General features: G+C 70.8%; 19 protein-coding genes. 9 read left to right on the forward strand and 10 right to left on the reverse strand.

The features are described from left to right. The first annotated feature begins 11 nt into the window (after nucleotides 1-11). The 3 genes from QSK17_RS06335 to QSK17_RS06345 all read left to right on the forward strand — a co-directional run bounded on the left by QSK17_RS06335 (nucleotide 12) and on the right by QSK17_RS06345 (nucleotide 3115). Nucleotides 12-953: an ROK family glucokinase gene (locus tag QSK17_RS06335; RefSeq protein WP_285703492.1), complete on the forward strand. Its 942-nt coding sequence runs from the start codon at nucleotides 12-14 to the stop codon at nucleotides 951-953. A 190-nt stretch (nucleotides 954-1143) separates the two neighbouring features. Beyond that, on the forward strand, nucleotides 1144-1911 hold the full coding sequence (locus QSK17_RS06340) for an endonuclease/exonuclease/phosphatase family protein (protein ID WP_285703716.1): 768 nt from the start codon (nucleotides 1144-1146) through the stop codon (nucleotides 1909-1911). Between the two features lie 67 nt (nucleotides 1912-1978). Further along, nucleotides 1979-3115 carry a hypothetical protein gene (locus QSK17_RS06345; RefSeq protein WP_285703493.1) on the forward strand — a complete coding sequence of 379 codons (1137 nt, stop codon included), beginning with the start codon at nucleotides 1979-1981 and terminating at the stop codon, nucleotides 3113-3115. Nucleotides 3116-3160: 45 nt separating this feature from the next. Here QSK17_RS06345 and QSK17_RS06350 read toward each other — a convergent pair whose 3' ends face one another. Together QSK17_RS06350 and QSK17_RS06355 are read right to left on the reverse strand one after the other, a co-directional pair. Beyond that, on the reverse strand, nucleotides 3161-3613 hold the full coding sequence (locus QSK17_RS06350) for a hypothetical protein (protein WP_285703494.1): 453 nt from the start codon (nucleotides 3611-3613) through the stop codon (nucleotides 3161-3163). A gap of 12 nt (nucleotides 3614-3625) precedes the next feature. Continuing rightward, nucleotides 3626-4390: an alpha/beta hydrolase gene (locus tag QSK17_RS06355; protein ID WP_285703495.1), complete on the reverse strand. Its 765-nt coding sequence runs from the start codon at nucleotides 4388-4390 to the stop codon at nucleotides 3626-3628. 122 nt (nucleotides 4391-4512) lie between these two features. Here QSK17_RS06355 and QSK17_RS06360 point away from each other — a divergent pair, with 122 nt between their 5' ends. Continuing rightward, nucleotides 4513-5220 carry a lysophospholipid acyltransferase family protein gene (locus QSK17_RS06360; protein WP_285703496.1) on the forward strand — a complete coding sequence of 236 codons (708 nt, stop codon included), beginning with the start codon at nucleotides 4513-4515 and terminating at the stop codon, nucleotides 5218-5220. A 50-nt stretch (nucleotides 5221-5270) separates the two neighbouring features. On the opposite strand, the gene mmuM is transcribed toward QSK17_RS06360, so the two are convergent. The 3 genes from mmuM to QSK17_RS06375 all read right to left on the reverse strand — a co-directional run bounded on the left by mmuM (nucleotide 5271) and on the right by QSK17_RS06375 (nucleotide 10111). Then, nucleotides 5271-6134 carry a homocysteine S-methyltransferase gene (gene mmuM / locus QSK17_RS06365; protein WP_285703497.1) on the reverse strand — a complete coding sequence of 288 codons (864 nt, stop codon included), beginning with the start codon at nucleotides 6132-6134 and terminating at the stop codon, nucleotides 5271-5273. An 83-nt stretch (nucleotides 6135-6217) separates the two neighbouring features. Continuing rightward, nucleotides 6218-9082, reverse strand: coding sequence for a VIT domain-containing protein (locus tag QSK17_RS06370; RefSeq protein ID WP_285703498.1), 2865 nt, complete (start codon nucleotides 9080-9082; stop codon nucleotides 6218-6220). 3 nt (nucleotides 9083-9085) lie between these two features. Next, nucleotides 9086-10111, reverse strand: a complete 1026-nt coding sequence (locus QSK17_RS06375; protein WP_285703499.1) for a MerR family transcriptional regulator — start codon at nucleotides 10109-10111, stop codon at nucleotides 9086-9088. Nucleotides 10112-10225: 114 nt separating this feature from the next. Here QSK17_RS06375 and QSK17_RS06380 point away from each other — a divergent pair, with 114 nt between their 5' ends. Then, on the forward strand, nucleotides 10226-10693 hold the full coding sequence (locus QSK17_RS06380) for a Dps family protein (protein WP_285703500.1): 468 nt from the start codon (nucleotides 10226-10228) through the stop codon (nucleotides 10691-10693). A 15-nt stretch (nucleotides 10694-10708) separates the two neighbouring features. Here the strand turns inward: QSK17_RS06380 and QSK17_RS06385 are convergent, their stop codons facing one another. Further along, nucleotides 10709-14302, reverse strand: coding sequence for a P-loop NTPase fold protein (locus tag QSK17_RS06385; protein ID WP_285703501.1), 3594 nt, complete (start codon nucleotides 14300-14302; stop codon nucleotides 10709-10711). Between the two features lie 298 nt (nucleotides 14303-14600). Here QSK17_RS06385 and QSK17_RS06390 point away from each other — a divergent pair, with 298 nt between their 5' ends. Then, entirely contained in the window at nucleotides 14601-15812 is a 1212-nt protein-coding gene (locus QSK17_RS06390; RefSeq protein WP_285703502.1) for an alkaline phosphatase PhoX, read from the forward strand. Between the two features lie 131 nt (nucleotides 15813-15943). On the opposite strand, the gene glpK is transcribed toward QSK17_RS06390, so the two are convergent. Beyond that, nucleotides 15944-17392, reverse strand: coding sequence for a glycerol kinase GlpK (glpK, locus tag QSK17_RS06395; RefSeq protein ID WP_285703503.1), 1449 nt, complete (start codon nucleotides 17390-17392; stop codon nucleotides 15944-15946). 326 nt (nucleotides 17393-17718) lie between these two features. On the opposite strand from glpK, the gene QSK17_RS06400 reads away from it, so the two are divergent. Beyond that, on the forward strand, nucleotides 17719-18744 hold the full coding sequence (locus QSK17_RS06400) for a 6-phosphofructokinase (RefSeq protein ID WP_285703504.1): 1026 nt from the start codon (nucleotides 17719-17721) through the stop codon (nucleotides 18742-18744). Here QSK17_RS06400 and QSK17_RS06405 read toward each other — a convergent pair. Then, nucleotides 18714-19331, reverse strand: a complete 618-nt coding sequence (locus QSK17_RS06405) for an MHYT domain-containing protein (protein WP_285703506.1) — start codon at nucleotides 19329-19331, stop codon at nucleotides 18714-18716. The genes QSK17_RS06400 and QSK17_RS06405 overlap by 31 nt on opposite strands. Before the next feature lie 667 nt (nucleotides 19332-19998). Between QSK17_RS06405 and thiI the strand changes: the two genes are divergently transcribed. Next, a complete protein-coding gene (thiI, locus tag QSK17_RS06410) occupies nucleotides 19999-21207 on the forward strand; it encodes a tRNA uracil 4-sulfurtransferase ThiI (protein WP_285703507.1) in 1209 nt (402 codons plus the stop codon). Nucleotides 21208-21237: 30 nt separating this feature from the next. On the opposite strand, the gene QSK17_RS06415 is transcribed toward thiI, so the two are convergent. Both QSK17_RS06415 and aroF read right to left on the reverse strand, forming a co-directional pair. Next, the gene (locus QSK17_RS06415; RefSeq protein WP_285703508.1) at nucleotides 21238-22833 is read right to left on the reverse strand and encodes an AAA family ATPase; all 1596 of its coding nucleotides are present in this window, start codon (nucleotides 22831-22833) and stop codon (nucleotides 21238-21240) included. Between the two features lie 227 nt (nucleotides 22834-23060). Then, nucleotides 23061-24107, reverse strand: coding sequence for a 3-deoxy-7-phosphoheptulonate synthase (gene aroF, locus QSK17_RS06420; RefSeq protein WP_285703509.1), 1047 nt, complete (start codon nucleotides 24105-24107; stop codon nucleotides 23061-23063). A 342-nt stretch (nucleotides 24108-24449) separates the two neighbouring features. On the opposite strand from aroF, the gene QSK17_RS06425 reads away from it, so the two are divergent. Continuing rightward, nucleotides 24450-25061 carry a sulfite oxidase-like oxidoreductase gene (locus QSK17_RS06425; protein ID WP_285703510.1) on the forward strand — a complete coding sequence of 204 codons (612 nt, stop codon included), beginning with the start codon at nucleotides 24450-24452 and terminating at the stop codon, nucleotides 25059-25061. The last annotated feature ends 2 nt before the right edge of the window (nucleotides 25062-25063 follow it).

Raw genomic sequence — 25063 nt, forward strand, 5'->3', positions numbered from 1 at the left:
GGTTTCGAGCAATGGCCTTGACCATCGGCGTGGACATCGGCGGCACCAAGATCGCTTCTGGGGTCGTCGCGGAGGACGGCCGGATCATCGACCGGGCCCTGCGACCCACCCCCGCCGACAGTCCCGAGCTGGTGGCCGGGGCCATCGCCGACGCGGTGACCGAGCTGGCCGCGCGGCACTCCGTTGAGGCCGTCGGGCTGGGCGCCGCCGGGTTCGTGGACGAGACCCGGTCGATCGTCAGGTTCGCGCCCAACCTGGCCTGGCGCGAGGAGCCGCTGCGCAAGAAGGTCGCCGAACTCGTCGGCCTTCCCGTGGTGGTGGAGAACGACGCCAACGCCACGGCCTGGGGCGAATACCGCTTCGGCGCGGGCCGGGGCGAAAGCCACGTCGTGTGCGTGGCCCTGGGCACCGGCATCGGCGGCGGGATCGTCCTCGGCGGCGACCTCTACCGAGGTCGCTGGGGCATGGGCGCCGAGCTGGGCCACATGCAGATGGTGCCCGGTGGCCTGCCCTGCAAGTGCGGGAACCACGGCTGCTGGGAGCAGTACGCCAGCGGCAACGCCCTCGTGCGCCAGGCCAAGATCAACGCCGCGGCCGACCCGTCGTCGGCGGTCCGCCTGCTCGAACTGGCCGGCTCCCCGGACGCCGTCGTCGGTCAGCACGTCACCGTCGCCGCTCGGGAGGGGGACGCCGCCGCGCTCGCGGCGTTCGGCTTCGTCGCCGGCTGGCTCGCTCAGGGCTTGGCCGACCTCGCCGCCATCCTGGACCCCGGCTGCTTCATCATCGGCGGTGGCGTCTCGGACGCGGCGGACCTGTTCCTCGACCAGGTCCGCGAGCACTACGCCGCCCGCCTCACCGGGCGCGGGCACCGGCCACTCGCCGACATCCGCGCCGCCCAGTTCGGCCCGGCCGCCGGGGTGGTCGGCGCCGCCGACCTCGCCCGGCTCCGCTAGCCGACAGGCGCGAACCGACACAGGGCAGACGCGGGCAGGCACGGGCGGTCAGGAGTAGGTGCGGCGGGCACGCCGCAGGCAGGGCCGGGCGAGGAGCAGCGACGGAACGACGCGGAACGCAGGGACGCTGGGACGCAGAGACAGGACTCGGGAGCGACGGCTGCCAGACATCAGGATCGCCACCTACAACGTGCGGTCGGCACGGGACGACCGGCGGGCGCTCGTGAGGGTCATCAGAGCCATCCGGCCCGACGTGCTGTGCGTCCAGGAGGCGCCGGCGCTTCCGGGCAGGCGGCGCCGCCTCGCGCGTGACGCGGGCATGACGATCGCGGCCGGGGAGCGCCCGGTGAGCGCGCGTCTGGCGGGAGTGGCGGTCCTCACCGGCCCCGCCGTACGGCTCCTGCACGCCGAGCAGCGCCGGCTGCGCTGGTTCCCCGGGCTGGAACCGCGCGCCGTCGCCCTCGCGGTCGTCGAGAAGGACGGTCTCCGGCTGGTGGTCTGTTCCTTCCACCTCGACCTGCATCGCGGAGCCAGGCTCCGGCATGCCGCCGAGATCATGCCGATCGCCGACCGCCTCGCCCGGCTCTTCGGGGCGCACGCCGTACTGTGCGGGGACGTGAACGAGGAGCCCGCCGGGCCGACCTGGCGCTACCTCGCGAGCCGTTTCACCGACTGCTACGCCAAAGCGCCCAAAGGGGATGGCGGGACCTACAGCGCCAGACGGCCGGCGAAGCGGATCGACGGGATCTTCGCCGCTCCCGAGCTCACCGTGGCCCGCTGCGGTGCCGCGGACGCCGCACCCGCCGACCTCGTGGCCGCCACCGATCACCGCCCCGTGGTCGCCGACCTGTGCGGCCGGCGGTCGGGGGAGGGAACCGGAGAGGGACCGGCCGAGCGATCGGGCGAGGAACAAGGTGAGGGATCGGGCGGGACATCGGCGGCGGGATCGGCCGGATAGGTCACATTCGAGACCTGAACCGAGACCTCGCGCACACGAGCCGCTCCCGTCCCCGTACGATTTGTTCATGACCCGCCGCCACAGACGGCGCGCGGCACCGCTTGATGTGCTCCTCGCCGGTCTCGTGGCCGGTTCCCTCCTGTGCGTCACATCGGTGGCGCACGCGCACGCCGAACCGGGCAGTCCGGAGTCGGACAAGCAGGCCGCGCGCAGCCGGACGTCGTCCGCGAAACTCCAGGCCGACGGCTCGCTGTCCGACGTCGCGGGCCTGTCGGAGAAGGACGTCTGGGCCGTCGGCCAGCAGGACGTATGGGACTTCTGGCAGAACCAGGGCGTCATCACCCACTGGAACGGCAACTCCTGGACCGAGGTGGACGTCCGCAACGACACCACGGGCGCCGGTCACCTGCGCTCCGTCGCCGCCGCGTCCAAGAGCGACGTGTGGGCGGTCGGTGACGGTCATGACGGCCTGCCGTACGTCGCGAGGGGCAACCGGGACGGGTTCGACCGGCTGCCCATGCCGCAGCTCCACGGGGGCGACTGGCTCGGCGCGGTCGCGGCGACGACCAGCCGCGCGGTGCTGGTCGGAAGCCGGGACGGCAAGACGTTCGTCGCGACGGCGAGCGGCCCCTCATGGACCTCCTGGGACACGATTCAGGGTCCGGCGGGCGCGCTGTACGGCGTCGGCCTCACCGGCAAGTCGGAGGGATGGGCGGTCGGCGACTCCGGCTCCCGGCCGCTGGTCCTCCGGCTCACCCCGAGCGGGTGGAAGGTGTCCCAGGTCCCGGTGGTCAAGGGCGGTTTCCTGCGCGACGTGTACGTCCAGAGCCGCAAGCGGGCGATCGCGGTCGGCGGGGTCTACCAGCGGTCCGGCAAGATCACGCCGCTCGTGCTGGCCTGGGACGGCGAGAGGTGGACCCGGGAGCGGCTCCCGATCGGCCAGGCCGAGCTGTACGGCGTGACCGGCGACGGCGACGGCGCGTTCTGGGTGTCGGGCTACGATCCGCAGCGGCCGGGGACGGCCTTCCTGCTCAACTACACCGGGTCGAAGTGGAAGGTGGTGCGCGGCGACTCGGCGCCCGACCGGACGGTCCGGCTGCAGGCGGTGACCCGGGTCGGTGAGACCACCGTGGCGGTCGGGCACACGCTCGCGAACGACCGCTACCACGATGTGATCGAGACCTTCGGCGCCCCGGCCAAGTGAGCCGTGCGGCCTGCGTAGGAGGGGTCAGGCCGGGTCAGAGGCGAGTCAGATGACGGCGCCGTCGTCCCAGCCGGAGTCGGCGGGCGGGCTGTCGCCCATCCGCACGACCAGCGCCACGAACCCGCCGATGAACGCGGCTACGGCGGTGAAGACGATCCAGCCGTCCATCGGCCAGCCCAGCAGGGCCGCGAGCAGCAGGTACGCGGGGCCGCCGAACAGGGCCGCCCACGCCGCCTTGGCGACGCCGTCCGCCCGGGGCAGCGGCGGCGGAGGCGGAGGAACGTAGTGGTCCCCATCGTCGGCTGAGTCGCCGGCTTGGCCCTGACCGGGCGTCGGGACGGCCTCGGTGTCCTCCTCCTCCTTCTCCTCTTCGGCGGGCTCGTCCGGGACGTTCTCCCGGTCGGGCCATGGCTGACCGGCCGAGGTGTCCTCGGCTTTCTCGTTGAAGGAGGCGACGATCTGACGCCAGACCTCGTCCTCGTCACTCTGCGGCGTCACTTCGATCCCGGGTCAGGAGTCCTTCGTCAAGGGTACCGAGGCATGAGCGCGAATGAAGTCGAGGCTCCCCGCGAAGATCGTGGGTGCATCGTTGTCCAATGTCGCGACATGGTAGCTGTTCGGTAGTTCTCTGATTTCCAGATTGTTCCCCATCCGTCCCCGAAGGAACTCCACGTTCGCCGGTTTCAGCACATGGTCCTGCGGGCTGCGGTAGAGCAGCACCGGCTGCGTGATCCGGTCCAGGTCCTTCTGGACGAGCTTCCAGAAGCGCGGCAGCGTGGCGGCGGCCCGGACGGGAGTCCGCGCGTAGGCGAGCTCCACCGCGCCCTCCTTCTTGATGTCGCCACCCACGCCGGGGACCGACCGCAGGAACCACTTCAGCACCGGGGCCAGCCGCAGGAGCGGCACGTCGTTCACCACTGACGGGTTGACGACCACGACCCCGCGGACCGCGTCGCCGTGCACCTCCGCGAGCCGGAGCGCCATGCAGGCGCCCATGGACAGGCCCATCACGAACACCTCCGCGCAGGCCCCCCGGAGGTCGGCGAACGACTTGTCCAGCTCCGCGTACCAGTCCTCCCAGCGGGTCCGGCTCATCTCCTGCCATGTGGTGCCGTGCCCGGGAAGCCGGGGGAGGGAGACGGTCAGCCCGGCCTCCGCGAGATATTCTCCCCACGGTCTCAACGCCTGCGGCGACCCGGTGAAACCATGGCACAGCAAGACGCCGATCTCGCCACCGTCGTGCTGGTACGGCTCGGCGCCGGGAAGCAGCGGCATGAGAGACCTCCGTGTCCGGTGCTTTTCCTGATTCGCCCGATAGTCGCACGTTGGCCATGGTTAGTGCGAGCACCTTAAGACATGGGAAGATGACTGCACATCCGACCGAAGGAGCGCCCGCGGTGTTGTATTGGGTGGTGAAGGCCACCATCTGGCCATTGCTCCGTCTGATTTTCCGGCCCTGGGCTCAGGGTCTGGAGAACGTTCCCCAGGAAGGTCCGGTGATTCTGGCGGGCAACCACCTGTCGTTCGCCGATCACTTCTTCGGCGCGGGGTTCCTGCCGCGCAAGGTCATCTCCCTCGGCAAAGCGGAGTACTTCACCGGGCGCGGCATCAAGGGCATGTTCAGCCGGGCCTTCTTCTCGGGCGTCGGGACCGTTCCCATCGACCGTTCCGGTGGCAAGGCCAGCGAGGCGGCGCTCCGCACCGGCTTGCGCATCCTGAAGGACAACCAGGTCCTCGGCATCTACCCCGAGGGCACGCGCTCTCCCGACGGCCGGCTGTACAAGGGCAAGACCGGCGTCGCCCGCCTCGCCCTGGAGTCCCGCGCCCCGGTGATCCCCTGGGCGATGGTCAACACGTTCGAGATGATGCCGCCCGGGCATCCCCTCCCCAAGTTCGGCATCCGCCCGGGGGTCCGGTACGGCAAGCCGCTCGACTTCTCCCGCTACTACGGCATGGAAGGCGACCGTCTCGTCCTCCGCGCCGTCACCGACGAGATCATGTACGCGCTGATGGAGTTGTCCGGCCAGGAGTACGTCGACAAGTACGCCGCCAGCGCCAAGGTCGAGATGGTCCGAGCGGCCAGGGCGGCCTCCTCGAACTCGTGACGCCACGGCGACCTTGGGAGGTCGCAGTGTCGGGACGAGGTGTTCCGAGGTCAGATCCGGGCGCGGATCTGGCGGATGTGCTCCGGGGTGGTGCGGCAGCAGCCGCCGATGTAGGACGCGCCGAGCGCGCGCCACTCCGCGGCGGCCTCGCCGTACTCGACCGGGTCGGTGAGACCGAGCCACCGGTGGTTCGCGGAGTCCCAGGTCTCCCCGGAGTTCGGATAGACGACGACGGGCTTGCCCTCGATCCGGCCGATCAGGCTGGGGACGTACCTCGGGGCCGTGCAGTTCACGCCCACCGCGACGACCTGGGGCAGCTCCGCGAACAGCGCGGCGCACTCGCGCAACGGCGTGCCGTCGCTGATGTGCTCCCCGTCACGGCAGGAGAAGCTGACCCACGCTCGCACCGACGGCAGTTCCCGCAGCAGACTCGCCAGTGCCCGGGCCTCGGCGAGCGAGGGGATGGTCTCGCACGCCAGCAGATCGGCTCCGGCGTTCGCCAGGATCTCCATGCGCTCCCGGTGCCAGGCGGTCAGCCCTTCCTCGTCAAGGTCGTAGTCGCCGGTGTATTCGGATCCGTCGGCCAGGTACGCGCCGTACGGGCCGACGCTCGCGGCCACGAGGCCGTGCCCCACGGTGTCCCGGGCCTGTACGGCGAGCTCGACCGAGAGGCGGATGAGATCCTTGGCCTCCTGAGAGGTCAGGCCGCGCTTGACGAAGCCGGGGATGCTCGCCTGGTAGCTCGCCGTGGTGGCGACGTCCGCACCGGCCGCGAAATAGTCGAGGTGAGTCCGGCGGATCACACCGGGATCCTCGATCAGCAGCTTGGCCGACCAGAGGTCGTCGGAAAGGTCGCAGCCGAGGGCCTCAAGGTGGGTGGCGAGGCCGCCGTCGAGGATCAGTAGGGAACTCACCTGACAACCCTATGCGTTTCGCGGCATATCGGGCTCAAACGGCTCGTCGGCCGTGTACTGCGCCGCCGCTAGCTGGACGGTGGCTACCGCGACTGCTCTCCCGTACCCGCCTCGCCTGCTCTCGCCGATCGTGGCGCCCGCGGCGGTGTGGGCGGCGGGGCCGACGTCTCCGCGGCCGGTCGCCCGGAAAGCCGGGCGAGCACCTCGACGGTCCGCCGCCAGAGGGCGTCGAGGTCGGCGGTGGCCCGCTCGGCCTGTTCGAGCGCCTCCGCCAGATCGGACAGCTCGGCATGGCCGCCGATCATGTGATCGAGCACCCGGAGACGGCTGGCGAGGTCCGCGAGGTAACGGCGACGGGCCGGTTCCGGGGCCGATTCCACGGCGTGGAGCCGCTGGAGTTCCTCGGCCAGCTGTCCTCTGACGCCGTCAAGAGTCGTGGCTGCCGGTGCGGTCTCCCCGGCGTACCAGCCGGGGACAGCACCGGTGAACCCTCGACCGGGCCGCGGAGACCGGATCGCCGGCCCGGGGGCGGCGAACGGCTTCGGCGCGGACGGCGGGCCGCCTGGGACCGGCGGTGTGTTGATCCCGGCGTCCGTCCAGCCGATGAGCGTGTCGGCGGCCTCGTCCGGCGCGGGGGCGCTCTCCGCGAAGAAGGCCATCCTGGTCATGGACGCCGTCATCACCGGCTGGGGTGACTCCCAGCCGCTGGGCAGCTCGACCGGCTGGATCACGCGGTGCTCCGGCCGACCCCCGGCGACGATCCGTGTGTCCACCGCGACGAACGCGGTGAACCGGCAGAGCACGCCGAAGCGCAGCGACGTCTCGATGATCTCGTGTTCGAGCGATCGATCGCCGATGGCGTACCGATCTTCCAGGTCGCGTACGTGCGCGCGTGCCCACATGGCCCGCGCCGCGCCACCCTCGGCGGCGCCTCTCACGGTCACGGCGGGCACTCGCGTCTCCCACGGCCGTCCGTCCGAGGTCAGGCCGTGCACGGTCAAGGCCTGCTCGCCGGACGGGTGCGTGCTCTGTCCCGTCGCGTCGGCGGTGCCCGATCGGAGGGCCGGTCCCGGCCCGCCGGCGGCCGGACGGCCGCGATAGCGGCCCGAGACCAGCAACGGGACGCCGGGGTACAGCGACCCGGCATGCGTCACCGTGCCCGGAGCCAGCTCGAACCCATCGGTTCGGAGCGAGAGGCCGGTCACCAGTGGAGAGCCGATGCGGCGATGGATGTTCTCCATAGCCTCGTCGAGGCGGTCTTCTGATTCGACCAGCTCGCACCGTCCCGAGCCGAGCAGCGCCAGCCTGCCGAGGAACCCGGCGTTGACTGCGCGGTCGATCCCGACGGTGTGGACGCGGATCCCGCTCAGCCGCGTGCCGGTTCGCTCCAGGATCTGGTCCTCGTTGCCGACCTGTCCGTCGGTGACCAGGACGAGCACCCGATCTCTCGGCTCCCGACGCTCCACCGACGCGTCGTCGCCGGCTCGCGGTGAGCCCTGCGCTGTCGCCGACTCATGCGGCGATTCGGGCTCGGTGGCGTACGCGAACGCCGGGTCCGGCCCCTGGCCGGGGAAGTGGTCAGGGGAGCGGACGGCTGCCGGACGATCGGTGGGACGATCGGGTGACGGCCAGGTATCCGACCCGGTGAGCAGGCGCAGTGCCTCTTCCATCGGGGCCAGGATCTCGGTGCCGCCTCGCGCGTTCACCCGGGACAGGTGCTCGACGGCTCGATAGCGGTTGCGGTCGGTGGCTGGTGTGAGCCCTCCGGAGAAGGCCCGCTCGATCGCCGAGTCGAACGCGAGAACGGCGAATCTGTCCCGCTCCGTCAGCGTGTCGACGATGCGTGCGGCGGCTCGCCGGGCGGCGACCATCTTCCAGCCCGCCATGCTGCCCGACCTGTCCAGCAGGAGCACGACGTCCCGTGGGGCGACCTCGGCGGCCAGGTCCGTGGGCGGCATGACGGTCAGCGTGAACGTGCCCTCATCAAACGTGCCCTCATCAGAGGATGCGGACGACGTGACCTCACTGGAAGACGCGGACGTCCCTTCAGCGGAGACGGCGGGCTCATGCATGTCACCGTCTGCCGGCTTCCCGCCGATGGTGCCGGTGTCCGGCCCCTCGAGAGCTCCGGCGTCGGCCAGGGCGTCCGGCGCGAGGGCCAAGGACGAGGACGGGGCGAAGGCGAGCCGCAGGATGAAGTCGCGGTCCAGACGCTCTCCAGGCAGGAGGCTGATGGTGTCACCCTCTCGGGTGATCTCGTGGAGGCTGGAGCGGATCTCGCTGAGTTCGAGCCCGGCCGGGTCGATCGTCGCCGCCAGCGAGAGCCGCACCGGGTTGGGGAAGCCGGGCAGCAGGACCGGCGGGGTCACTCGGGAGGCGTCGGGCACCGCGTCGGTGTCCGGTGCGGTGCCGTCCCCCGCACGGCCGCCGTCCAGCGGCGTGCCGGGAACATAACGCGGCGCTACCACGAGCGGGAAGCGGAACTCGGCCGCTCCGTCCTCGAAGGGGAGGGGCTGGCTGAGCGTGAGGTGCACGCGTACCCGCTCACCCGGCAGGATGTTGCCGACCCGGATGGTGAAGACGTCGGGTCGGTCCTCCTCGGCTATCGCGGCCCGGCGGCCCTCGGTGAGTGCGCGGTCGTAGTCGGCTCTGGCCTGGCCGCGCTCCTTCAGCACCCCGTGGATCACCCGGTCGCCGGCCTCCATGCGGAAGGCCGTCACCGCGGCGCGGGGCGGCAGCGGGAAGACGTATGTCGCCTCCAGCGTGACATCGAAGGGGTTGTGGAACCCCTGGTCCATGTCTACGCCAGCCACGAGTCCCGCGACGTGCGCGGTGATGTCGACACTCTCCAGCGGAAGGTTGCCTCTGGCGGTTTCCAGCGTGCCCAGCCCGGCGTCCGGCACGGGACGACACTCTTCGGGCGGCAAGGTGGTGATCGGGGCAGACATCGGTCAGCTCCCTTCCATGGAGGAGTCGGGCACGACGGCCAGTCCTCTGGCGATGAGGTCGGCGATGAGAGGGACGGCCGCCTCGCGAAGCGCGGCCAGATCATGGTCGGTGGGCGTGCGCGTCGCGCCGTCCAGGACGACGGTCACTCCCGGAGCGAGCCGTACGCCGTAGACGAGGTCGGCGACGCGAGGGTGTGGTTGGAGCGGGCCTCGCGTGTGGCCGCCGGCGGCGGGAGCAGCCGGAGCATGAGCGGGACCAGGAGCGTGAGCGGGACCGAAAGCAGGATCGAGACCAAGCGCATGAGTGGGCCCGATGGCAGTGCGGTCGGCCGGCGTCGTGTCGACGGTCGGCGCCGCGATGTCGAGCAGCGCCCGCGCGGAATCCGCTCGTGACGGCTCGGGCGGGGTGGGAGGGAGGGAGGGACGTGTCCAGAAGCGCTCGGCCCCTCGCGCTCTGTCGGCACTGGCGGATGGAGGCGAGGCGAAGGCTGCGGCGGCGCCGGCCGCCAGGTCCACAGTGGTGCGACCGGCGGTTCCACCACCACCACCACCATCACCAGCGGCGGCGTCAGCGGTGTCGGCGGCGGCATCCCCGCCATGCACGAGATCGGGAAGCTCCGGCCCGATGCCCGGAACGATCTCCTGGCCGCTGCCCGGGCGGATCTCCCGTCCCGTGCTCCGATCGGTCTCCCGACCGCTGGCCGACGTGCCGATCGCGTCGTCGGACAGGCCGGAGACTCGCTCCAGCATCCCATCGGTGGCTCCGGCGAGCTCGGTCTGGATGGCCGCGATGGACAGGCCCTCGGCCTGGCGGCGTTTGATGGCGACGAGTTGGAGCAGATGGCGTCGGCCGTACAGAGCGACCCTGCCACGCCGGGCCAGCGGCGGATCGAGCAGGCCGATCGTCGTGTACCACCGGATGAGGCGCGCGTTCGGCACGTCACGGACCCGCCCGTTGCGGCGCGGCCCCGCGGCGAGCAGCGCCGCGGCGTGCTCGGCCAGCTCCCCGATGGTCCACGTCTCACTCATGCCCTCATGTTGACACTGTCATCGTGACAGTGTCAATGTTTAGTGGGTGTGGAAGGGGTAGGCCTGGTAGTCGGTTGCACTGACGAAGGACACCGATCGGAGGGAGGCGCCTTCATGACCTCGATAAGCAGTCCGCTCTCGGCCGAGAACAAGAAGATCGTCACGGATTGTCTGCAGGGCGCGTTGATCGATCTGATCGACCTGTCCCTGGAAGGTAAGCAGGCCCACTGGAACGTCATCGGACGTCACTTCCGTCCGATCCATCTGCACCTCGACGAGATCGTCGACCTCGCTCGTGAGAGCTCGGACCTCGTCGCCGAGCGTGCGGTGGCACTTGGGGCCAACCCCGATGGCCGCCCCGGGACCGTGGCGAGAGACAGCCACGTGACGCGGGTCGACAGCGGCTACATCGAGGACGGCAAGGTCATCGCGATCTTCACCGACGTTCTCGAGTCGATCGTTCGCCGGATGCGGGAGCGCATCGAGGCGACCGAGACGACCGACCCCGTGACGCAGGACCTTCTCATCGGGATCACCCGTGACCTCGAGAAGCACCACTGGATGATGCAGGCTCAACGCTGATCGTCCGGGTGCTCCTCAAAGGAGCCTGCGAGCGAGATCGGCCATGGGCGGCAGGCTCGCCAGCAACTCGCGCAGGGCGTCCCATTCCGGGGCGCCCTCACGCGTGTCAGGGACATCCGCGCCCGCCCAGGAGCCCGTCATCCTGTACGGCACGAGCCTGCTCCGGGCCAGCGCCTCCTCCCAGGCGCGGGCGCGCCCTGCGGACGCCGCCCGTTCCAGAACCTCAAGGACCGTCTCCCCGGAGCCGCACTCCTTGGCCAGCGCGGACAGCAGATGCGGCCAGCGGACGGCCAACGCCGCCACCTTCGCCACCGCCGCGTCATCGGCCCGCTCGGCCCCCGCGAGGCTCTGGCGGTACGTCACGAACGAGTAGAACCTGAAGACGTTCACGTAACGCTTGAGCTGCCGCGGGTTGGTGGCGGACAGGGCGGGAAGCGCGGCCTCGATCGCCCGGTAGGCGTTCTCGTCGGTGTACAGGTCGTCGAACACCCGGTCGGCGGCGAGTCGCGTTTCGGCCCACAGATCCGGCACGGCGTCTCTCCCGGGTTCGAGATCGCCTGCGTATCCGATGCTTTCGTGGCGCACGGTCCGACGTCGTCCGAAAAGACCCGAACCTCCTGCACCGGTGCCACGGCCGGAGCGGCCTTCCCCAGCGGTGACGGCCTCCTGCGCTTCCCGGGCGGCCGCGTCCAGCGTCTCCGCGGTCGGCCGGGCGGCCCGGATGGCCGACTCCAACAACTCCACGAGCCGCAGGTCGGGGGTACGGCCCCTGGACGATCCGGGCGCGTCCGCCCCCTGCGCGTCCGCCCCCTGCGCGTCCGCCTGCTGCGCGTCCGCCCCCTGCGCGCCTGCTCCCTGTGTGCCTGCTCCTCGTGCGCTCGTCGCACGCTCAAGAACTCCCTGAGTGCCAGCCCCGGCGGCACGACCTTCGTCAGCACGACCTCCGGGAGCTCCCGCGCCGGAAGCGCGTACACCCTCGGCGAGGGCGCGGGTCCTTCGAGGACGGGGTCCGTGAGTACGGGCTTCCCGCACATCAGCGCCCCGATCGTCGGTGGTTCGCGGACGCTCGCGGCCCTCGCCGTACGCCGGCGACGTCCATCCCCAGAAGCGCGCATCCGCCGGACGGGTGGGCGGGACCGCCCGGCGTCCTTCGGCCCGCGTCCCCGCGCGGTCCACGCCCAGCAGCGCGCTGACGTACCCGGGCAGGCGGTGGGCGTCCTCCAGCACCGGCAGGCTGAGCGGAAGCTGGACGATCTTCTCCAGGAAGCGCCACCCGAGGCCGGAACGCAGCTCTCCGGGCATGGCCTCCGCGAGACCCTGGTAGGCGACCTCCACGTGGGCCACCACCACCTCGGGTTCCATGGCCAGGACGAAGACGCAGTTCGGGAACTCTCCGGCGAGGAAGAGGTTGATCGCCTCGATCACCTGGGCCACGGTCCCGGAGCAGCAGCGGTCCAGGTCGTCGACGAAGACCACGAGCGGACGCTCCTCCGTGGCGACCAGCCGCAGCACCCGCCGCATGTCGGTCTGGACGAGATGCAGGAATCCCGTCTTCGAGCCATATCCGGGGTCGTTCACCAGGTCATCCGCCAACCCCGGAACGGGTCCGAGCAGATCGGGCGGTCGGATCAGCCTGCCGAACGCCGTCTCGGCCGACTCGGTCAGGAACCGCGCCAGCCGTACGGCTCCCGCGACGAGCACGCCCACGGAGCCGCCCGTGCCGAGCGCGGCGGCCGCCGCGCGCAGGGCGGGGCCGAGAGCGGGCACCAGCGCGGCCGCGGCGAGCGAGGCGCAGGTGAGCACGAGCGTGGCGGCGAGCGCGAGCGCGACAGGCGTCAGCCGGATGATCGCCATCCGGTAGGCCCGGCGGCGCACGGCCTCGCGGTCGATCCTGCCGAGGTTGAGCTCCAGCCAGAACCGCTCGCGCTCGCCACGGGGCAACCGGCCGGTGACCTGAGTGATGATCTCGTGGACGAGGCCGGCCCAGACCTGCTCGCCGTTCTGGTACATCCACGGGTTGAACCACACCGTGGGCCGCCAGTCGGAGGCGCGCAGCGAGAGCCGTTCGGGTGCTGAGAGGTCGGCGTCCTCTCGGGACCGTTCGGTCCCTCGCCGCCTCGCGCGCGAGAGCACCTCGGCGTTGGTCACTCCGGGAGCCGGCCGCAGCCGGGCGAGCCGGGACCTCTTCTCCGCATCCCCCGGTGGTGCCGGACTGTCGAGGTGGATCTCGGCGGGCCTGCCGTCCGATGCCCCGGGATCGAGCAGGTTCTGGATCATGCGCATCAGCGACGTCTTGCCGGTGCCCCACGGCCCCTTGATGCCGATCGTCAGCGGCGCCAGCGTCTCGGGATGGCGGATGAACGCGGCGATGGCCTCCGCGTAGATCCGGTGCCCGAGCTGGTCGTTCGTCGTCCAGCGGTCCGGGGTGAGCCTGGCCCGCGGCTGTACGGCCCGCCGCCCGGCCCGCCACCGCCGCAACGCCACGGAGGCACGCGCGTACTCCTCGCGGGTCAGCCGCGCCCACCCGACATCGCGTACGGAAGGGTGGGCGAGGGAGCCCGCGCCGTCCACCAGTTCCCATGGCGTGCCCAGCTCGGCGAGGGCCCTCCCGCCGATCCCGGCGCTGTCCCCGGCTACCTTGCCGTCCGCGAGCAGCAGTTCCGCGAGATCGGAGGTCAGCGGCTCGCCGTCCTCCAGCAGTGAGGCGAGCCGCAGCAGATCCTGGGCTGGTGCCCCCAGGTACACGTCGTAGATCCGCGCCACGATCTCCTGCGGTGTCGAAGGGACGGCGGTCTCGCCGCGCCTGACCAGCTCGCCGGCCGCCGCCAGCAGCTCCTCGGGCACCGTGCCGGAGGCCGCCCGGCCCGTACGCGCGAGCGGAACGTCGGGAGCGTCCCCATACACGCTCAGGAGGGGACGCAGCCCGGTGCCCGCGCAGGCGGCGACGGCGTATCGGTGCAGGTCCGAGATGGTGATCACGCCGTCGCCGTCGATGTCGGCCGACCCGGTGAGGAGGCCGTCGGCGATCAGGCCGGTGAGCGAGAACCCCCGGGCGGGCGGGCGCTCGCCCATGGCCAGGCCGGTCGTCAGGGCCGCCGCCACGATGGGCGGCTCGCCGCGTACGGGAAGCCTGCTGACGCTGCGACCGGAGTCGCTGGGGTCGTCGGTGTCCGTGTCGCCGGGACCGGTGTCCACCACCCAGCCGAAATCCACGATCATCACGAGGGCGTCGGCCGCGCAGTCGCCCGCGCGGCGCGCGAAACCGCTGATCAGCGCGGCGAAGTCGCGGGAGCTCCAGCCCCGGCCGGTCGGCCAGCGGACGACCAGCAGATCACCCGGTTCCGCGGCGTCGAGGAACCGGCCGAGGTGACGGTGGTCCTCGGAGCGTCCGCCCGGCACGGACTCGACCGCGTACCCGTTGCTTGCCAGCGCGCTGACGAGCCGCCGGGCGGGCAGGCCGCCGGACGCGTCTCCGGTCGGCGTCCCGGGGGCCTCCGGCTCCTCGGGGTCCAGGAACACCAGCGCCTTGCGGGCGTGCACCCGGCCGTCCATCGGCTCGGCGGCCGCGTAGGTGCCCGAGGCCGGGGCGTCTACCGTGCCGTGGGTCATGGATCGATCACCGTGGTTCGCTGGAGGGCTGGTGGGGGCCTCAATGTAAACCTGGGCGTGTCCGCGATGATCGCGACGGGCGGCGTCGATTACGTACTTCTCGCGCAAAGTTTGCACAGACGAAGCGTGGGGATTCCCCGGGCGTTCATAACGTTTTGATCGGCTGTCTGGACCGACCGTGCGTAGCGCGCCAACGAGACGCACTGGACAGACGCCACAGACACGGGCCGGGTGGCGGGAAACGGGGTTCCGGGGCCCATCCGGGCCGTGTGCCCACGAACAGGCCAAGGAGACGATCATGTCGCGTCGTACGTCCGTGCGGCCGGAGGCGACTCCAGTTCTGACCGGCTCGTTGTGGCGCTCCGCTTGCGCGGCGCCGGGCGTCCGGAGGGGGAGCGGCGGCTCGGGGGTTCCACCCGGCGTCCCCCCATCGCACAGCGCCCCCGCTTCGCACAGCGCCCCCGCGAGCGGGGACGGCAACCCGTACGGGGACCTGGACGCGCCGGACGGCAACGGCATCGCCCTCGCGCGCGGGTTCACCAGCCGCGTCGTCGGGCGATCCGGCCAGCGGGTGGGCGGGCTGACCTGGCACGCCGCTCCCGACAGCGGAGCCTGCTTCGCCGACGGCGACGGCTGGATCTACGTCTCCAACTCGGAGATTCCGCTGCTCGGCGGCGTGTCGGCGATCAGGTTCGGCCCCGACGGGACCATCAGGAACGGCTACCGGATCCTGTCCGGGACCGACAGGAACCGCGCCGGCGGGGCGACACCCTGGGTCACCTGGCTCTCCTGCGAGGAGACCGGCCGGGGCCGGATCTTCGAATGCGACCCGTACGGCGACCGCGCCGCCATGCCCCGGCTCGCGATGGGCCTGTTCCGGCACGAGGGCGCCGCGTTCGATCCCTCCCAGGCGGTCGTCTACCTGACCGAGGGCGAGCCGGACGGCTGTTTCTACCGGTTCCGGCCCGAGGAGTGGGGCGACCTGACGACCGGCGTCCTCGAGGTGATGGTGGGCGGACCGGGGCCCGGGCCGGTCACCTGGCGGCGTGTGCCGAACCCGGCCGCCCTGTTCGAGCCGACGCGGGAGCAGGTCGAGGGGGCCAAGCGGTTCGACGGGAGCGGAGGGTGCCACTACTCGGGCGGCTTCTGCTACTTCACCACCAGGGGCGACGGCCACGTCTGGGCATACGACACGGCGAACGAGTGGATCACGATCCTCAACGGAGCAGAGAACGCGCCGGGCGCGCCGACCGCTGGAGCGGACGGCGCGATCCCCGGCCTGACCGGCGGCCTCTTCGTCGCCGAGTGCGGACGCATGGAGATCACCGTCATCACGGACGGCGGCACGGCAGCGCCGTTCCTGCGCGTCTTGGGCCACGGCGGATCGGAGATCACCGGCCCGGCCTTCTCACCCGACGGCGGCAGGCTCTACTTCTCCGCACGCCTCGGCGGCGAGGGATCACCCACGGCGGGAGTCACCTACGAGGTCACCGGCCCCTTCCGCCGCTGAGTGCACCACCTCGGCTCGCCGCACCAGCGCCTCCCACCACCGGGCCTGCCACCACAGGGCCCGCCACCACAGGGCCCGCCACCATCGGGCCTGCCGCCACTGGGTTTTCCATCACCAGGATGACGGCGGCGTCAGGAGGCCCAGTCCCGCGCGCGATCGACGGCCTTCTTCCACAGGGCGTAGGAGGCCGTGCCGTCCTCCCGCGCGGGCTCGAACCGGCGGTCGAGCCGCCAGGTGGCGCGCAGCTCCTCCTGGGAGGACCAGACGCCCGCCCCGAGCCCGGCGAGGAACGCCGCGCCCAGGGCCGTCGTCTCCTGGGCGACCGGCCGCTCGACCGGCGTGCCGATCTGGTCGGCCTGCAGCTGCATGAGCAGGTCGTTGGCGCTGGCCCCGCCGTCGGCCTTCAGTACGGGAACGGGCAGGTCCATCGTCTCCACGATGTCGCGCACCTCGAAGGCGATCGCCTCCAGCGTCGCGCGCACGAGATGCGCCCGCGTCGTGCCGCGCGTGATGCCGAGGATCGTGCCCCGCGCGTCCGGGTCCCAGTACGGCGCGCCGAGCCCGGTCAGGGCGGGGACGAAGACGACGCCTCCCGAGTCGGGCACCGTCCGGGCGACTGCCTCGGTCTCCGCGGCGCTCTGGATCAGGCCCAGGCCGTCGCGTAGCCACTGGACGGCGGCCCCGGTGACGAACACCGCCCCTTCGAGCGCGTACGTCATGGCGCCGGACGGAGCCTGCCAGGCCACCGTGGTGAGCAGCCCCGCCGCCGAGCGGACGATCTCCTCGCCGGTGTTGACCAGGATGAACGAGCCCGTGCCGTACGTGCATTTCACGTCACCCGGGGAGAAGCAGGTCTGGCCGAACAGCGCGGCCTGCTGGTCGCCCGCCACGCCGCTGATCGGCAGGTCGAGTCCGAGGAACGCCTCGGGAGACGTCCGGCCGATGTCCCCGTAATTCGGCACGAGCTCCGGCAGCGCCTTCACCGGCACGCCGAACAGCTCGCAGAGTTCCGGCGACCAGGCGCCGCGCGTGATGTCGTACAGCAGGGTCCTGGACGCGTTGGACGGGTCGGTGACGTGCCGCCGGCCGTTCGTGAGGCGGGCGATCAGATAGGAGTCGACCGTGCCGATCGCCAGGTTGCCCGCGTTCCACGACCCGGGGTCGTTCTCCGCCAGCCAGGCCAGCTTGGTTCCAGTGAAATACGGGTCGAGCCGCAGGCCCGTCAGCTCGGACACCCGCGGCTCGTGCGCGCGGAGCCGGTCGCAGACGTCCGATGAGCGGCGGTCCTGCCAGACGATCGCCCGGCGCGGGGCGGCCAGCGTCGTCCGGTCCCACAGGACCGCGGTCTCCCGCTGGTTCGTGATGCCGACGCACCGGGGAGTCGTCGCGGACCCGTCCAGCGCGGTACGGCAGGCCGCCAGCGTCGCCTGCCAGATCTCCTCGGGGGCATGCTCGACCCAGCCCGGCCGGGGAAAGTGCTGCGCGAACTCCTCGTATCCCCGTGACTCGATCCGGCCGTCCTCGGACACGACCAGGGCGGTCACCCCGGTCGTTCCCGCGTCGATCGCCAGGACGCTCACCGCGCCTCCTTCGCCGGCACGTTGGCTACTGTGTTGTGGGCGGATATTAACCCGGGTTCGCCGTCCGGGCAGGGTGCGTCGGCCCGGAAACCGGCCCGGAGAGCCAGCGCCGAACGGCCGATGCGCCGGGGGAGGCTGATAAGGAACGCGGCGCCGCGCGGCCGGTCGTGAGAATCCCGGCGCGGCACAGGCCCGCTGATTAGGCTTGATCACTCAACCTCACGCTTGGTCTAGACCATTGGTGCCACCTCGGGCAGAATGCGTTGCGTTGACGCGCTGGAGTGCCGGCACCGGTCTGGCCGTGGATACATATGGAGGAACCCGTCATGCGTATCGGAGTGCTGACCGGAGGCGGAGACTGCCCCGGTCTGAACGCCGTGATCCGCGCCGTCGTCCGCAAGGGCATCGGGGTCTACGGACACGAGTTCGTCGGCTACCGTGACGGTTGGCGTGGCCCGCTGGAGGGCGAGACCATGGAGCTGGGCATCCCGGCCGTGCGCGGCATCCTTCCGCGCGGCGGCACGATCCTCGGCTCCTCCCGCACGAACCCGATCAAGATCGAGGGCGGCGTCGAGCGGATCAAGGACAATCTCGCCGCGTCCGGAGTCGACGCCCTGATCGCCATCGGCGGGGAGGACACCCTCGGGGTCGCCAAGCAGCTCTACGACCGCGGCGTGCGGGTCGTCGGCGTTCCCAAGACGATCGACAACGACCTCAACGCCACCGACTACACCTTCGGCTTCGACACCGCCGTGAACATCGCGATGGAGGCCATCGACCGCCTCCACACCACGGCCGAGTCGCACCACCGCGCCCTCATCTGCGAGGTGATGGGCCGCCACGCGGGCTGGATCGCGCTGCACGCCGGGATGGCCGCGGGCGCCAACGTCATCCTGATCCCGGAGAAGCCGTTCGACATCGACCGCGTCTGTTCGTACGTGGAGTCGCGCTTCAAGACCCGTTACTCGCCCATCATCGTCGTCGCCGAGGGGGCGCACCCGATCGAGGGCCAGATGACCCTGCAGGCCGGGGAGCTCGACGCGTTCGGGCACGTACGGCTCGGCGGCATCGGCGAGATCCTCGCCGCGGAGATCGAGAAGCGCACCGGCAAGGAGGCCCGCACGACGGTCCTCGGCCACATCCAGCGCGGCGGAACGCCCACCGCCTACGACCGCGTCCTGGCCACCCGCTTCGGTCTCGGCGCGATCGACGCCGTTCACGAGGGAGATTTCGGCAAGATGGTCGCCCTGAGTGGAACCGACATCGTCCGCGTCGGCCTCGACGCGGCGACCGCCGAGATCAAGACCGTCCCGGTCTCGCGCTACGAGGAGGCCGAGGTCTTCTTCGGCTGACCGGCATCGCAAAGGAAGGGCCGCCCCGGGGTTCCGGGGCGGCCCTTCGCGGCCTCAACCCTCATCCGGGCCCTCATCCGGGCCCTCAACCAGGACGGTGGTGGTGTTGCGGCTCGTGGGGGAAGGGCAGCATCGATCCGGCCCGCCGCTCGGCCAGCCACTCCACCAGTTCCGCCTCCGCGCGCAGCTCGCGCTCCGACGGTGCGAGGATCGCCGAGAGCAGCGCTTCCCGTGAGCAGCCCGCCCGCGAGCAGCGGGCCCGGCCGCGCGCCGCCGTACGTGACGAGGAACAGCCCGGCGCCGACCACGGTCACCGCGATGAGCGCGGAGGCGACGGTGAGCGGGATGTCATAGCGGATCGGGACGTGCCCAACGTCGAACCCCATCATCGCGATGAAGTGCATGACCCAGATCCCGGTGCCGCCGATCGACACGGCGCCTCTGGCGAGCCAGCGCACCCGCGCGCCGCCGATCGCGAAGCGGGCGCGCGCGGTCAGCATCAGCCCGAGCATCGAGCCGATGCTGGACATCACGTAGGCGAGCAGCGGGGTGAGCAGCCCGTACGAAAAATGGTTTATGTGTGCCATGAATTCACCTTTCGGTAAATCGAGACACCGGGAGTATCGCAATAGAACGGCATTTATGAGGTTGGTGTGGTTGATGCCCAAGGCGTGGGGTGGGCATTTTCGTCCCGGGGGAGTGGTAATGCATCACCGATGCGGAAGGCGGCACTCCGAGTGAGGTTCGGTTCACGTTTTCCGAGGTGAAGATCGCGGATGGGGCTCCTCCCCGGTTTTGACTGGACGAAATGGCCCGATATTGGTCCGATCTTGTTTCGATCTGGACGTGACCGGAAAGTCAGTGCTCGGAGGTTTTCGGTGGTGAGGGGGAATTCCCGGGCGGGGTTCCTGGATCGCGCCGGCGAAATCTCTACCTGTATCCGGCGTGACATTCGGTGAGGGCGTCCCCTACGTGCCGTTGCGTCCCTTTGTGGTCCTTGCGGTGCCCTTGCGCGTACCGGCCGGTCTCATGGACGGGGCAAGCCCGTCCGGCCTGCACCTGATCCCCTTGCCGGTCGAGGCTCTCCGGCTGGGGCGGAGGGGGGGCGAGCGCGGACTAAAGTAGCGGGACCGCGGCGTTGTGCCTTGCCGGACGTGCCTTGCCGGACCGGTTTCCGGTTCGCCGTAGCCGCCCGTACGCGCCACACTTGCGGTAGCCCTACCTGTCTCGAACCGCTTCGCCGGAGGTAACACGATGTCCGTGACGGCCATGTCGGCCCTGGGTGAGCCCTGCGTGCTGCTCAAGCTGGGCGAGGTCGTCCTCAAGGGCAGGAACCGCGAGCTCTTCGAGAGCCGGCTGCGCGCCAACATCAAGGCCGCGCTCAAGGAGTTCACGGTCGACATCCGGCAGCGGCACGGCGTGATCGCGCTGTTCCTCCCCGCGGGCACCTCCGTGGACGTCGCCGAGGCGGTGGCGCAGCGCGTGTCCGAGGTGCCCGGCCTGGTACGGGTCAACCTCGCCTGGCGGGTCGCCAAGACCCCCGAGGCCGTCACCGACGCCGCCATCGAGCTGATCAAGGACAGGGACGAGGTCGCGCGCAAGGCGCGGTTCGCCGTGCGCTCGCGCCGCAGGGACAAGCGCTTCCCGCTCCGCTCCAACGAGCTGGACCGCCTCGTCGGCGGCCACATCAACGACACGTACGGCCTGCCGGTCGACCTGAAGAACCCCGAGCTGACCGTCTACATCGAGGTGGACCGGGACGAGGTCTTCGTCTTCACCGACGGGCTGCCCGGCCAGGGCGGCCTGCCGGTCGGCTCCAGCGGGCGGGCGCTGGTCCTGATGTCCGGCGGCATCGACTCGCCGGTCGCCGCCTACCGCATGATGCGCCGCGGCCTGCGGGTGGACTTCCTGCACTTCTCCGGCATCCCGTTCACCACGTCCGAGTCGATCTACAAGGCGTACGCGCTGGTCCGCCGCCTTGACCGGTTCCAGGGGAAGTCACGCCTGTGGGTGGTGCCGTTCGGCAAGGCACAGCAGTCCATCAAGGCTTCCGGACAGGACAGGCTGGCGGTGATCGCGCAGCGGCGGCTGATGCTGAAGACGGCGGAAGAGGTCGCCCACCGCATCCGCGCGGAGGCGCTGATCACCGGAGACTCGCTCGGCCAGGTCTCGTCGCAGACGCTGGCCAACATCACCGCGCAGGACCACGCGGTCGACATGCCCATCCTGCGGCCGCTGATCGGGCTGGACAAGACCGAGATCATGGCCGAGGCGCGGCGGATCGGCACGCTGGAGATCTCCGAGCTGCCGGACGAGGACTGCTGCACCCTCCTCGCACCGCGTACGGCCGAGACCCGGGCCAAGATCGAGGACCTCAAGCAGATCGAGAAGCGGCTCGACGCCGAGGAGCTGGCCGTCCAGCTCGCCGACTCCCTGCAGGAGTACAAGCTCGAAGGCGTCTGACCAGGCCGGTGCGGTGGCCCGGTCGTCCGGTCAGAAGGACGGCTCCCGATAACCGTAGATGTCGTCGAGGTCGTACAGCGCGATCTCGTCGGGGGCCTCCTTCGCCGCCTGGCGCAGGTGCTCCGAGAAGCCGTGCATGGAGAAGATCGCGAGTACGGCGTTCTCCGCCTTGTGGTCCTTGGCCAGCAGCGCCCGGATGTGGCGAAGGCGCTCCAGGTCCTTCAGGCCGCGCGGCCGCTCGGTCGCCTTGGTCTCGCCGATGGCGGTGATCGTCGAACCCTTGGGGCGGCCACTGGTGTTGTGAGCGAGACCGATGTAGTCCACCTCGTGGGTGGTCCGGTTGGCCGGGTCGGGCACCAGGGCCCAGCCGTCCGTGCCGAGGTCGGTCCGGTTGTACAGCAGGCGGAACGCGCTCCACGTGGCGGTCTGCTCGAACGCCGGGCCGATCACCTGGGAGCGGAAGCTCTGCTGCGCGTCCCGCCAGGCGTCCTCCGGAGTCGTCACCCCGCGCGCCAGATCGCGCATGCGCGACTCGACCACGGCGTGATGGAAGCGGACGATCGGGTCGTTCAGCCGGAACAGGTAGTCGCGGGGCCGTAGGAGGTCGCGCCACTCCTCGACGTACCGCATGGCCACCAGCCGGGCGACGATCCCGTCGGTCTCGTCCTTGGAACGGCCGATGGCCCCGCCGATCTCCGTCAGGGTGGCGTTGCCTTCGGAGATCGCCTTCATCGCCTGCCGGTAGATGTCCTTGTCCGTGATGCGCGGGTCCTCGCGGAGCAGGCGATCGATCTCGGCCTCGGTGAAGAAGTCCGGCCGTGGCCGGAGCAGTGCGTCGGCGAGCCAGGCGTCCAGTTCCTCCATCGTCTGCGGAATCGGGAGCCCCGTCAGTTGCAGGAGCGGATTCCGATAGCCCGGAGCGCCGCCGAGCGCCGCGAAGAGGGTGAACGCCACCCGGCGATCCTCGATCCCCCAGAACCGCGCCATGTCGACATGGTCGAATGGGTCCATGGTCAGCTTGAAGGTGAGGCGGCCGAAGAGCGGCCGGGAGCCGTGACCGAGCTCGTGGATCACCGACATCGCCGAGCCGCAGAGCAACATGCGCCCCTCGATGAGCCGGTCGTAGTAGCCGATCCAGAGGCCGGGCTTGCCGGGCTCGCCGCGCCGGAACGAGCTGGTGTCGTAGATCGACTTCACGATCGACTGCAGGTCCGGGGTGTCCCGCAGCAGATAGGGGAACTCGTCGATCACGACGGGGGGAATCCGGTTTCCCTCGCTCCTGCTGAACGTCGCGTCCATCGCGATCTGGAGCAGCAGGTCCCACGTGTCGGGCGCGTCGAGAGTCAGGGCCGACAGTTCGGCGGCCCGGGACGGGTCGTAGGTGCTCAGCTCCTTACGGAACCGCTGCTGGACTTTGATGAGCGTCTCCTCGAGGCGCGCCTCGAAGTAGAACCCGCCGGTCGCGACGGTGAAGTGCTTGAGAAGGTAGGACTTCCCGGTGCGGCGACGGCCGGCCAGTGCGGCCACCCCCGAGCCCGGGGTTCCGATGGGAGAAGGCCGCGCGAACCGCTCCAGGATCTCCCAGTCCTCGTCGCGGTCAACGATGTCGTCAGGTTTGGGCAACATGCGGGCAGCGTATTTTCCCGGCTCGGCCGTCCGCTGGGATTCCAGGAAACCCTTCCGACCTGCGGTTATATGCGGATTTCGCGACGAATGTGCCCCGCCGGTCGGTACGGCTCGCCGCTCGTGGCGCAAGCCGTACCCGCTCGTCCGCGGCCGGACGGCCGCACATTCAGAAGGTCAGGGGCGCGAGGCCACGCGGTGGCGGGCCGCGCCCCGAGGCGAGCCGGAGATCACGCGGGCACCGGGACCGCGTGCGTGGCGTCGGCGAGCGTACGGCCCAGCAGCGGGGGGAACTGGCGCATCACCCGCGCGAGCTCGCGCAGGTCGCCGTTGACCAGGGCCTGGGGGCCGTCGCAGAGCGCCTGCTCGGGGTGGGGGTGGACGTCGATGATCACGCCGTCGGCGCCGACCGCGATGGCCGCGCGGGTGAGCGGCAGGACGAGGTCGCGGCGGCCGCCCGAGTGGGACGGGTCGATGATCACGGGGAGGTGGGAGAGCCGCTGCGCGACGGGGACCGCGGAGACGTCCAGGGTGTTGCGGGTGGCGGTCTCGAACGTGCGGATGCCGCGCTCGCACAGCACGATGTCGAGGTTGCCGCGCTGGGCGATGTACTCGGCCGACATCAGCCACTCTTCGATCGTGCCGCTCATGCCGCGCTTGAGCATGACCGGCTTGCCCGCCGCGCCGACCGCCTGGAGCAGCGCGAAGTTCTGCGTGTTGCGGGTGCCGATCTGCAGCATGTCCGCGTAGGACGCGACCAGCTCGACGTCGTGGGCGTCCACCACCTCGGTGACGATCGGCAGGCCGGTCTTCTCGCGTACGTCGGCGAGGATCCGCAGGCCCTCCTCGCCCAGCCCCTGGAAGGCGTACGGCGAGGTGCGCGGCTTGAAGGCGCCGCCGCGCAGCAGGGTCGCGCCCGCGGCCTTGGCCATCTCGGCCGCCTCCAGGGTCTGCTGCGGGGTCTCGACGGCGCACGGGCCCGCGATCAGCGTCACGGTGTCCGGGCCGATCGGCACCCCGCCCACCCTGACGGTCGACCGTTCCGGGTGGTTCTCCCGGCTGACCAGCTTGTACGGCACGGACACGCGCATGACGTCCGCGACGCCGGACATGCCGCGCAGGTTCAGCGCCGCGAACCGTTCGACGTCGCCGACCAGCCCGATGATCGTCCGGCTCACGCCGCTGCTGACGAACGCCTCGCCGCCGGCCGTGGCGACGAGCCCGACGATCGACTCGATGTCGCCCTGGGTCGCCTCGGACCCCATGACGATGACCATGGTCACTCCTAGTGGGTGCTGTCGTTTTCCTCGCGAAACGCGAAAGGCCCCGGGTCCGTGTGGACCCGGGGCCTTTCGTTCGCCTTGGCTGTCAGCGCAGCGCTAAGGGGCGAGCGGTCCCTGCGGGTCCGTCGCCATACCAAAACTCAGCGATACGCATGCCACGCAATATAGCGCATGTCCAACACTGCGAGCGGCGCCCTTCCCTTAAAGCGATCATGGGGTGAAGGGGCGATGCACCCCCGCGTCCGGCTCCGCCGATCACGCCGGGCCGACGGGCGGCGGAGCCGCTGGCGGGGTCCCGGTGGCGGGGAACTGAACGGCTGGTGGCAGGATGGCGACGTGCCGGAGATTCCCGAAGAGGAGAGCCGTCTGCCCCCCGGGCAGTACATCCCGCGCGGCCGGCCCGTCCTCCACTACGGCCGGGTTCCGGCGTTCCGTCCCCAGAGCTGGCGGTTCCAGGTGTTCGGCGCGACCGCCTCGGGCGACGCGTACATGTTCGGGTGGGAGGAGTTCGCCGCGCTGCCCAGGACTGCGATGATCGCCGACTTCCACTGCGTCACCAAGTTCTCCATCATGGGCAACGAGTGGTCGGGCATCGCGGCGAGGACGCTGATGGAGCGCGTTCCGCCGGCCCCGGACGTGCAGCATGTCATGATCTGGGCCGAGTACGGCTACAGCGCGAACATCCGCATGAGCGACTTCGACCGCGACACCACGCTGTTCGCCACCGAGCTGGACGAAAAGCCGCTCACCCCGGAGCGCGGGTTCCCCGTACGCATCGTGGTCCCGCACCTGTACGCCTGGAAGAGCGTGAAATGGGTGCGCGGAGTGGAATACCTGACGGAGGACAGGCGCGGTTTCTGGGAGGATCGCGGCTACCACAACACCGCCGATCCCTGGCGGGAACAGCGGTACTCCTACCAGGAGGAGCCGGGCGAGGGCCCTCCCTGACG

Source organism: Microtetraspora sp. NBRC 16547 (genome assembly GCF_030268965.1).
Taxonomy (GTDB): domain Bacteria; phylum Actinomycetota; class Actinomycetes; order Streptosporangiales; family Streptosporangiaceae; genus Microtetraspora.

Coding starts and splice junctions, on each gene's coding strand:
- thiI (WP_285703507.1), top strand. CDS start 19,999: ATGTCCGTGACGGCCATGTCGGCCCTGGGTGAGCCCTGCGTGCTGCTC.
- QSK17_RS06385 (WP_285703501.1), bottom strand. CDS start 14,302: ATGACCCACGGCACGGTAGACGCCCCGGCCTCGGGCACCTACGCGGCC.
- QSK17_RS06390 (WP_285703502.1), top strand. CDS start 14,601: ATGTCGCGTCGTACGTCCGTGCGGCCGGAGGCGACTCCAGTTCTGACC.
- QSK17_RS06375 (WP_285703499.1), bottom strand. CDS start 10,111: ATGAGTGAGACGTGGACCATCGGGGAGCTGGCCGAGCACGCCGCGGCG.
- QSK17_RS06345 (WP_285703493.1), top strand. CDS start 1,979: ATGACCCGCCGCCACAGACGGCGCGCGGCACCGCTTGATGTGCTCCTC.
- aroF (WP_285703509.1), bottom strand. CDS start 24,107: ATGGTCATCGTCATGGGGTCCGAGGCGACCCAGGGCGACATCGAGTCG.
- QSK17_RS06370 (WP_285703498.1), bottom strand. CDS start 9,082: ATGTCTGCCCCGATCACCACCTTGCCGCCCGAAGAGTGTCGTCCCGTG.
- QSK17_RS06355 (WP_285703495.1), bottom strand. CDS start 4,390: ATGCCGCTGCTTCCCGGCGCCGAGCCGTACCAGCACGACGGTGGCGAG.
- QSK17_RS06405 (WP_285703506.1), bottom strand. CDS start 19,331: ATGGCACACATAAACCATTTTTCGTACGGGCTGCTCACCCCGCTGCTC.
- QSK17_RS06335 (WP_285703492.1), top strand. CDS start 12: ATGGCCTTGACCATCGGCGTGGACATCGGCGGCACCAAGATCGCTTCT.
- QSK17_RS06380 (WP_285703500.1), top strand. CDS start 10,226: ATGACCTCGATAAGCAGTCCGCTCTCGGCCGAGAACAAGAAGATCGTC.
- QSK17_RS06415 (WP_285703508.1), bottom strand. CDS start 22,833: ATGTTGCCCAAACCTGACGACATCGTTGACCGCGACGAGGACTGGGAG.
- QSK17_RS06400 (WP_285703504.1), top strand. CDS start 17,719: ATGCGTATCGGAGTGCTGACCGGAGGCGGAGACTGCCCCGGTCTGAAC.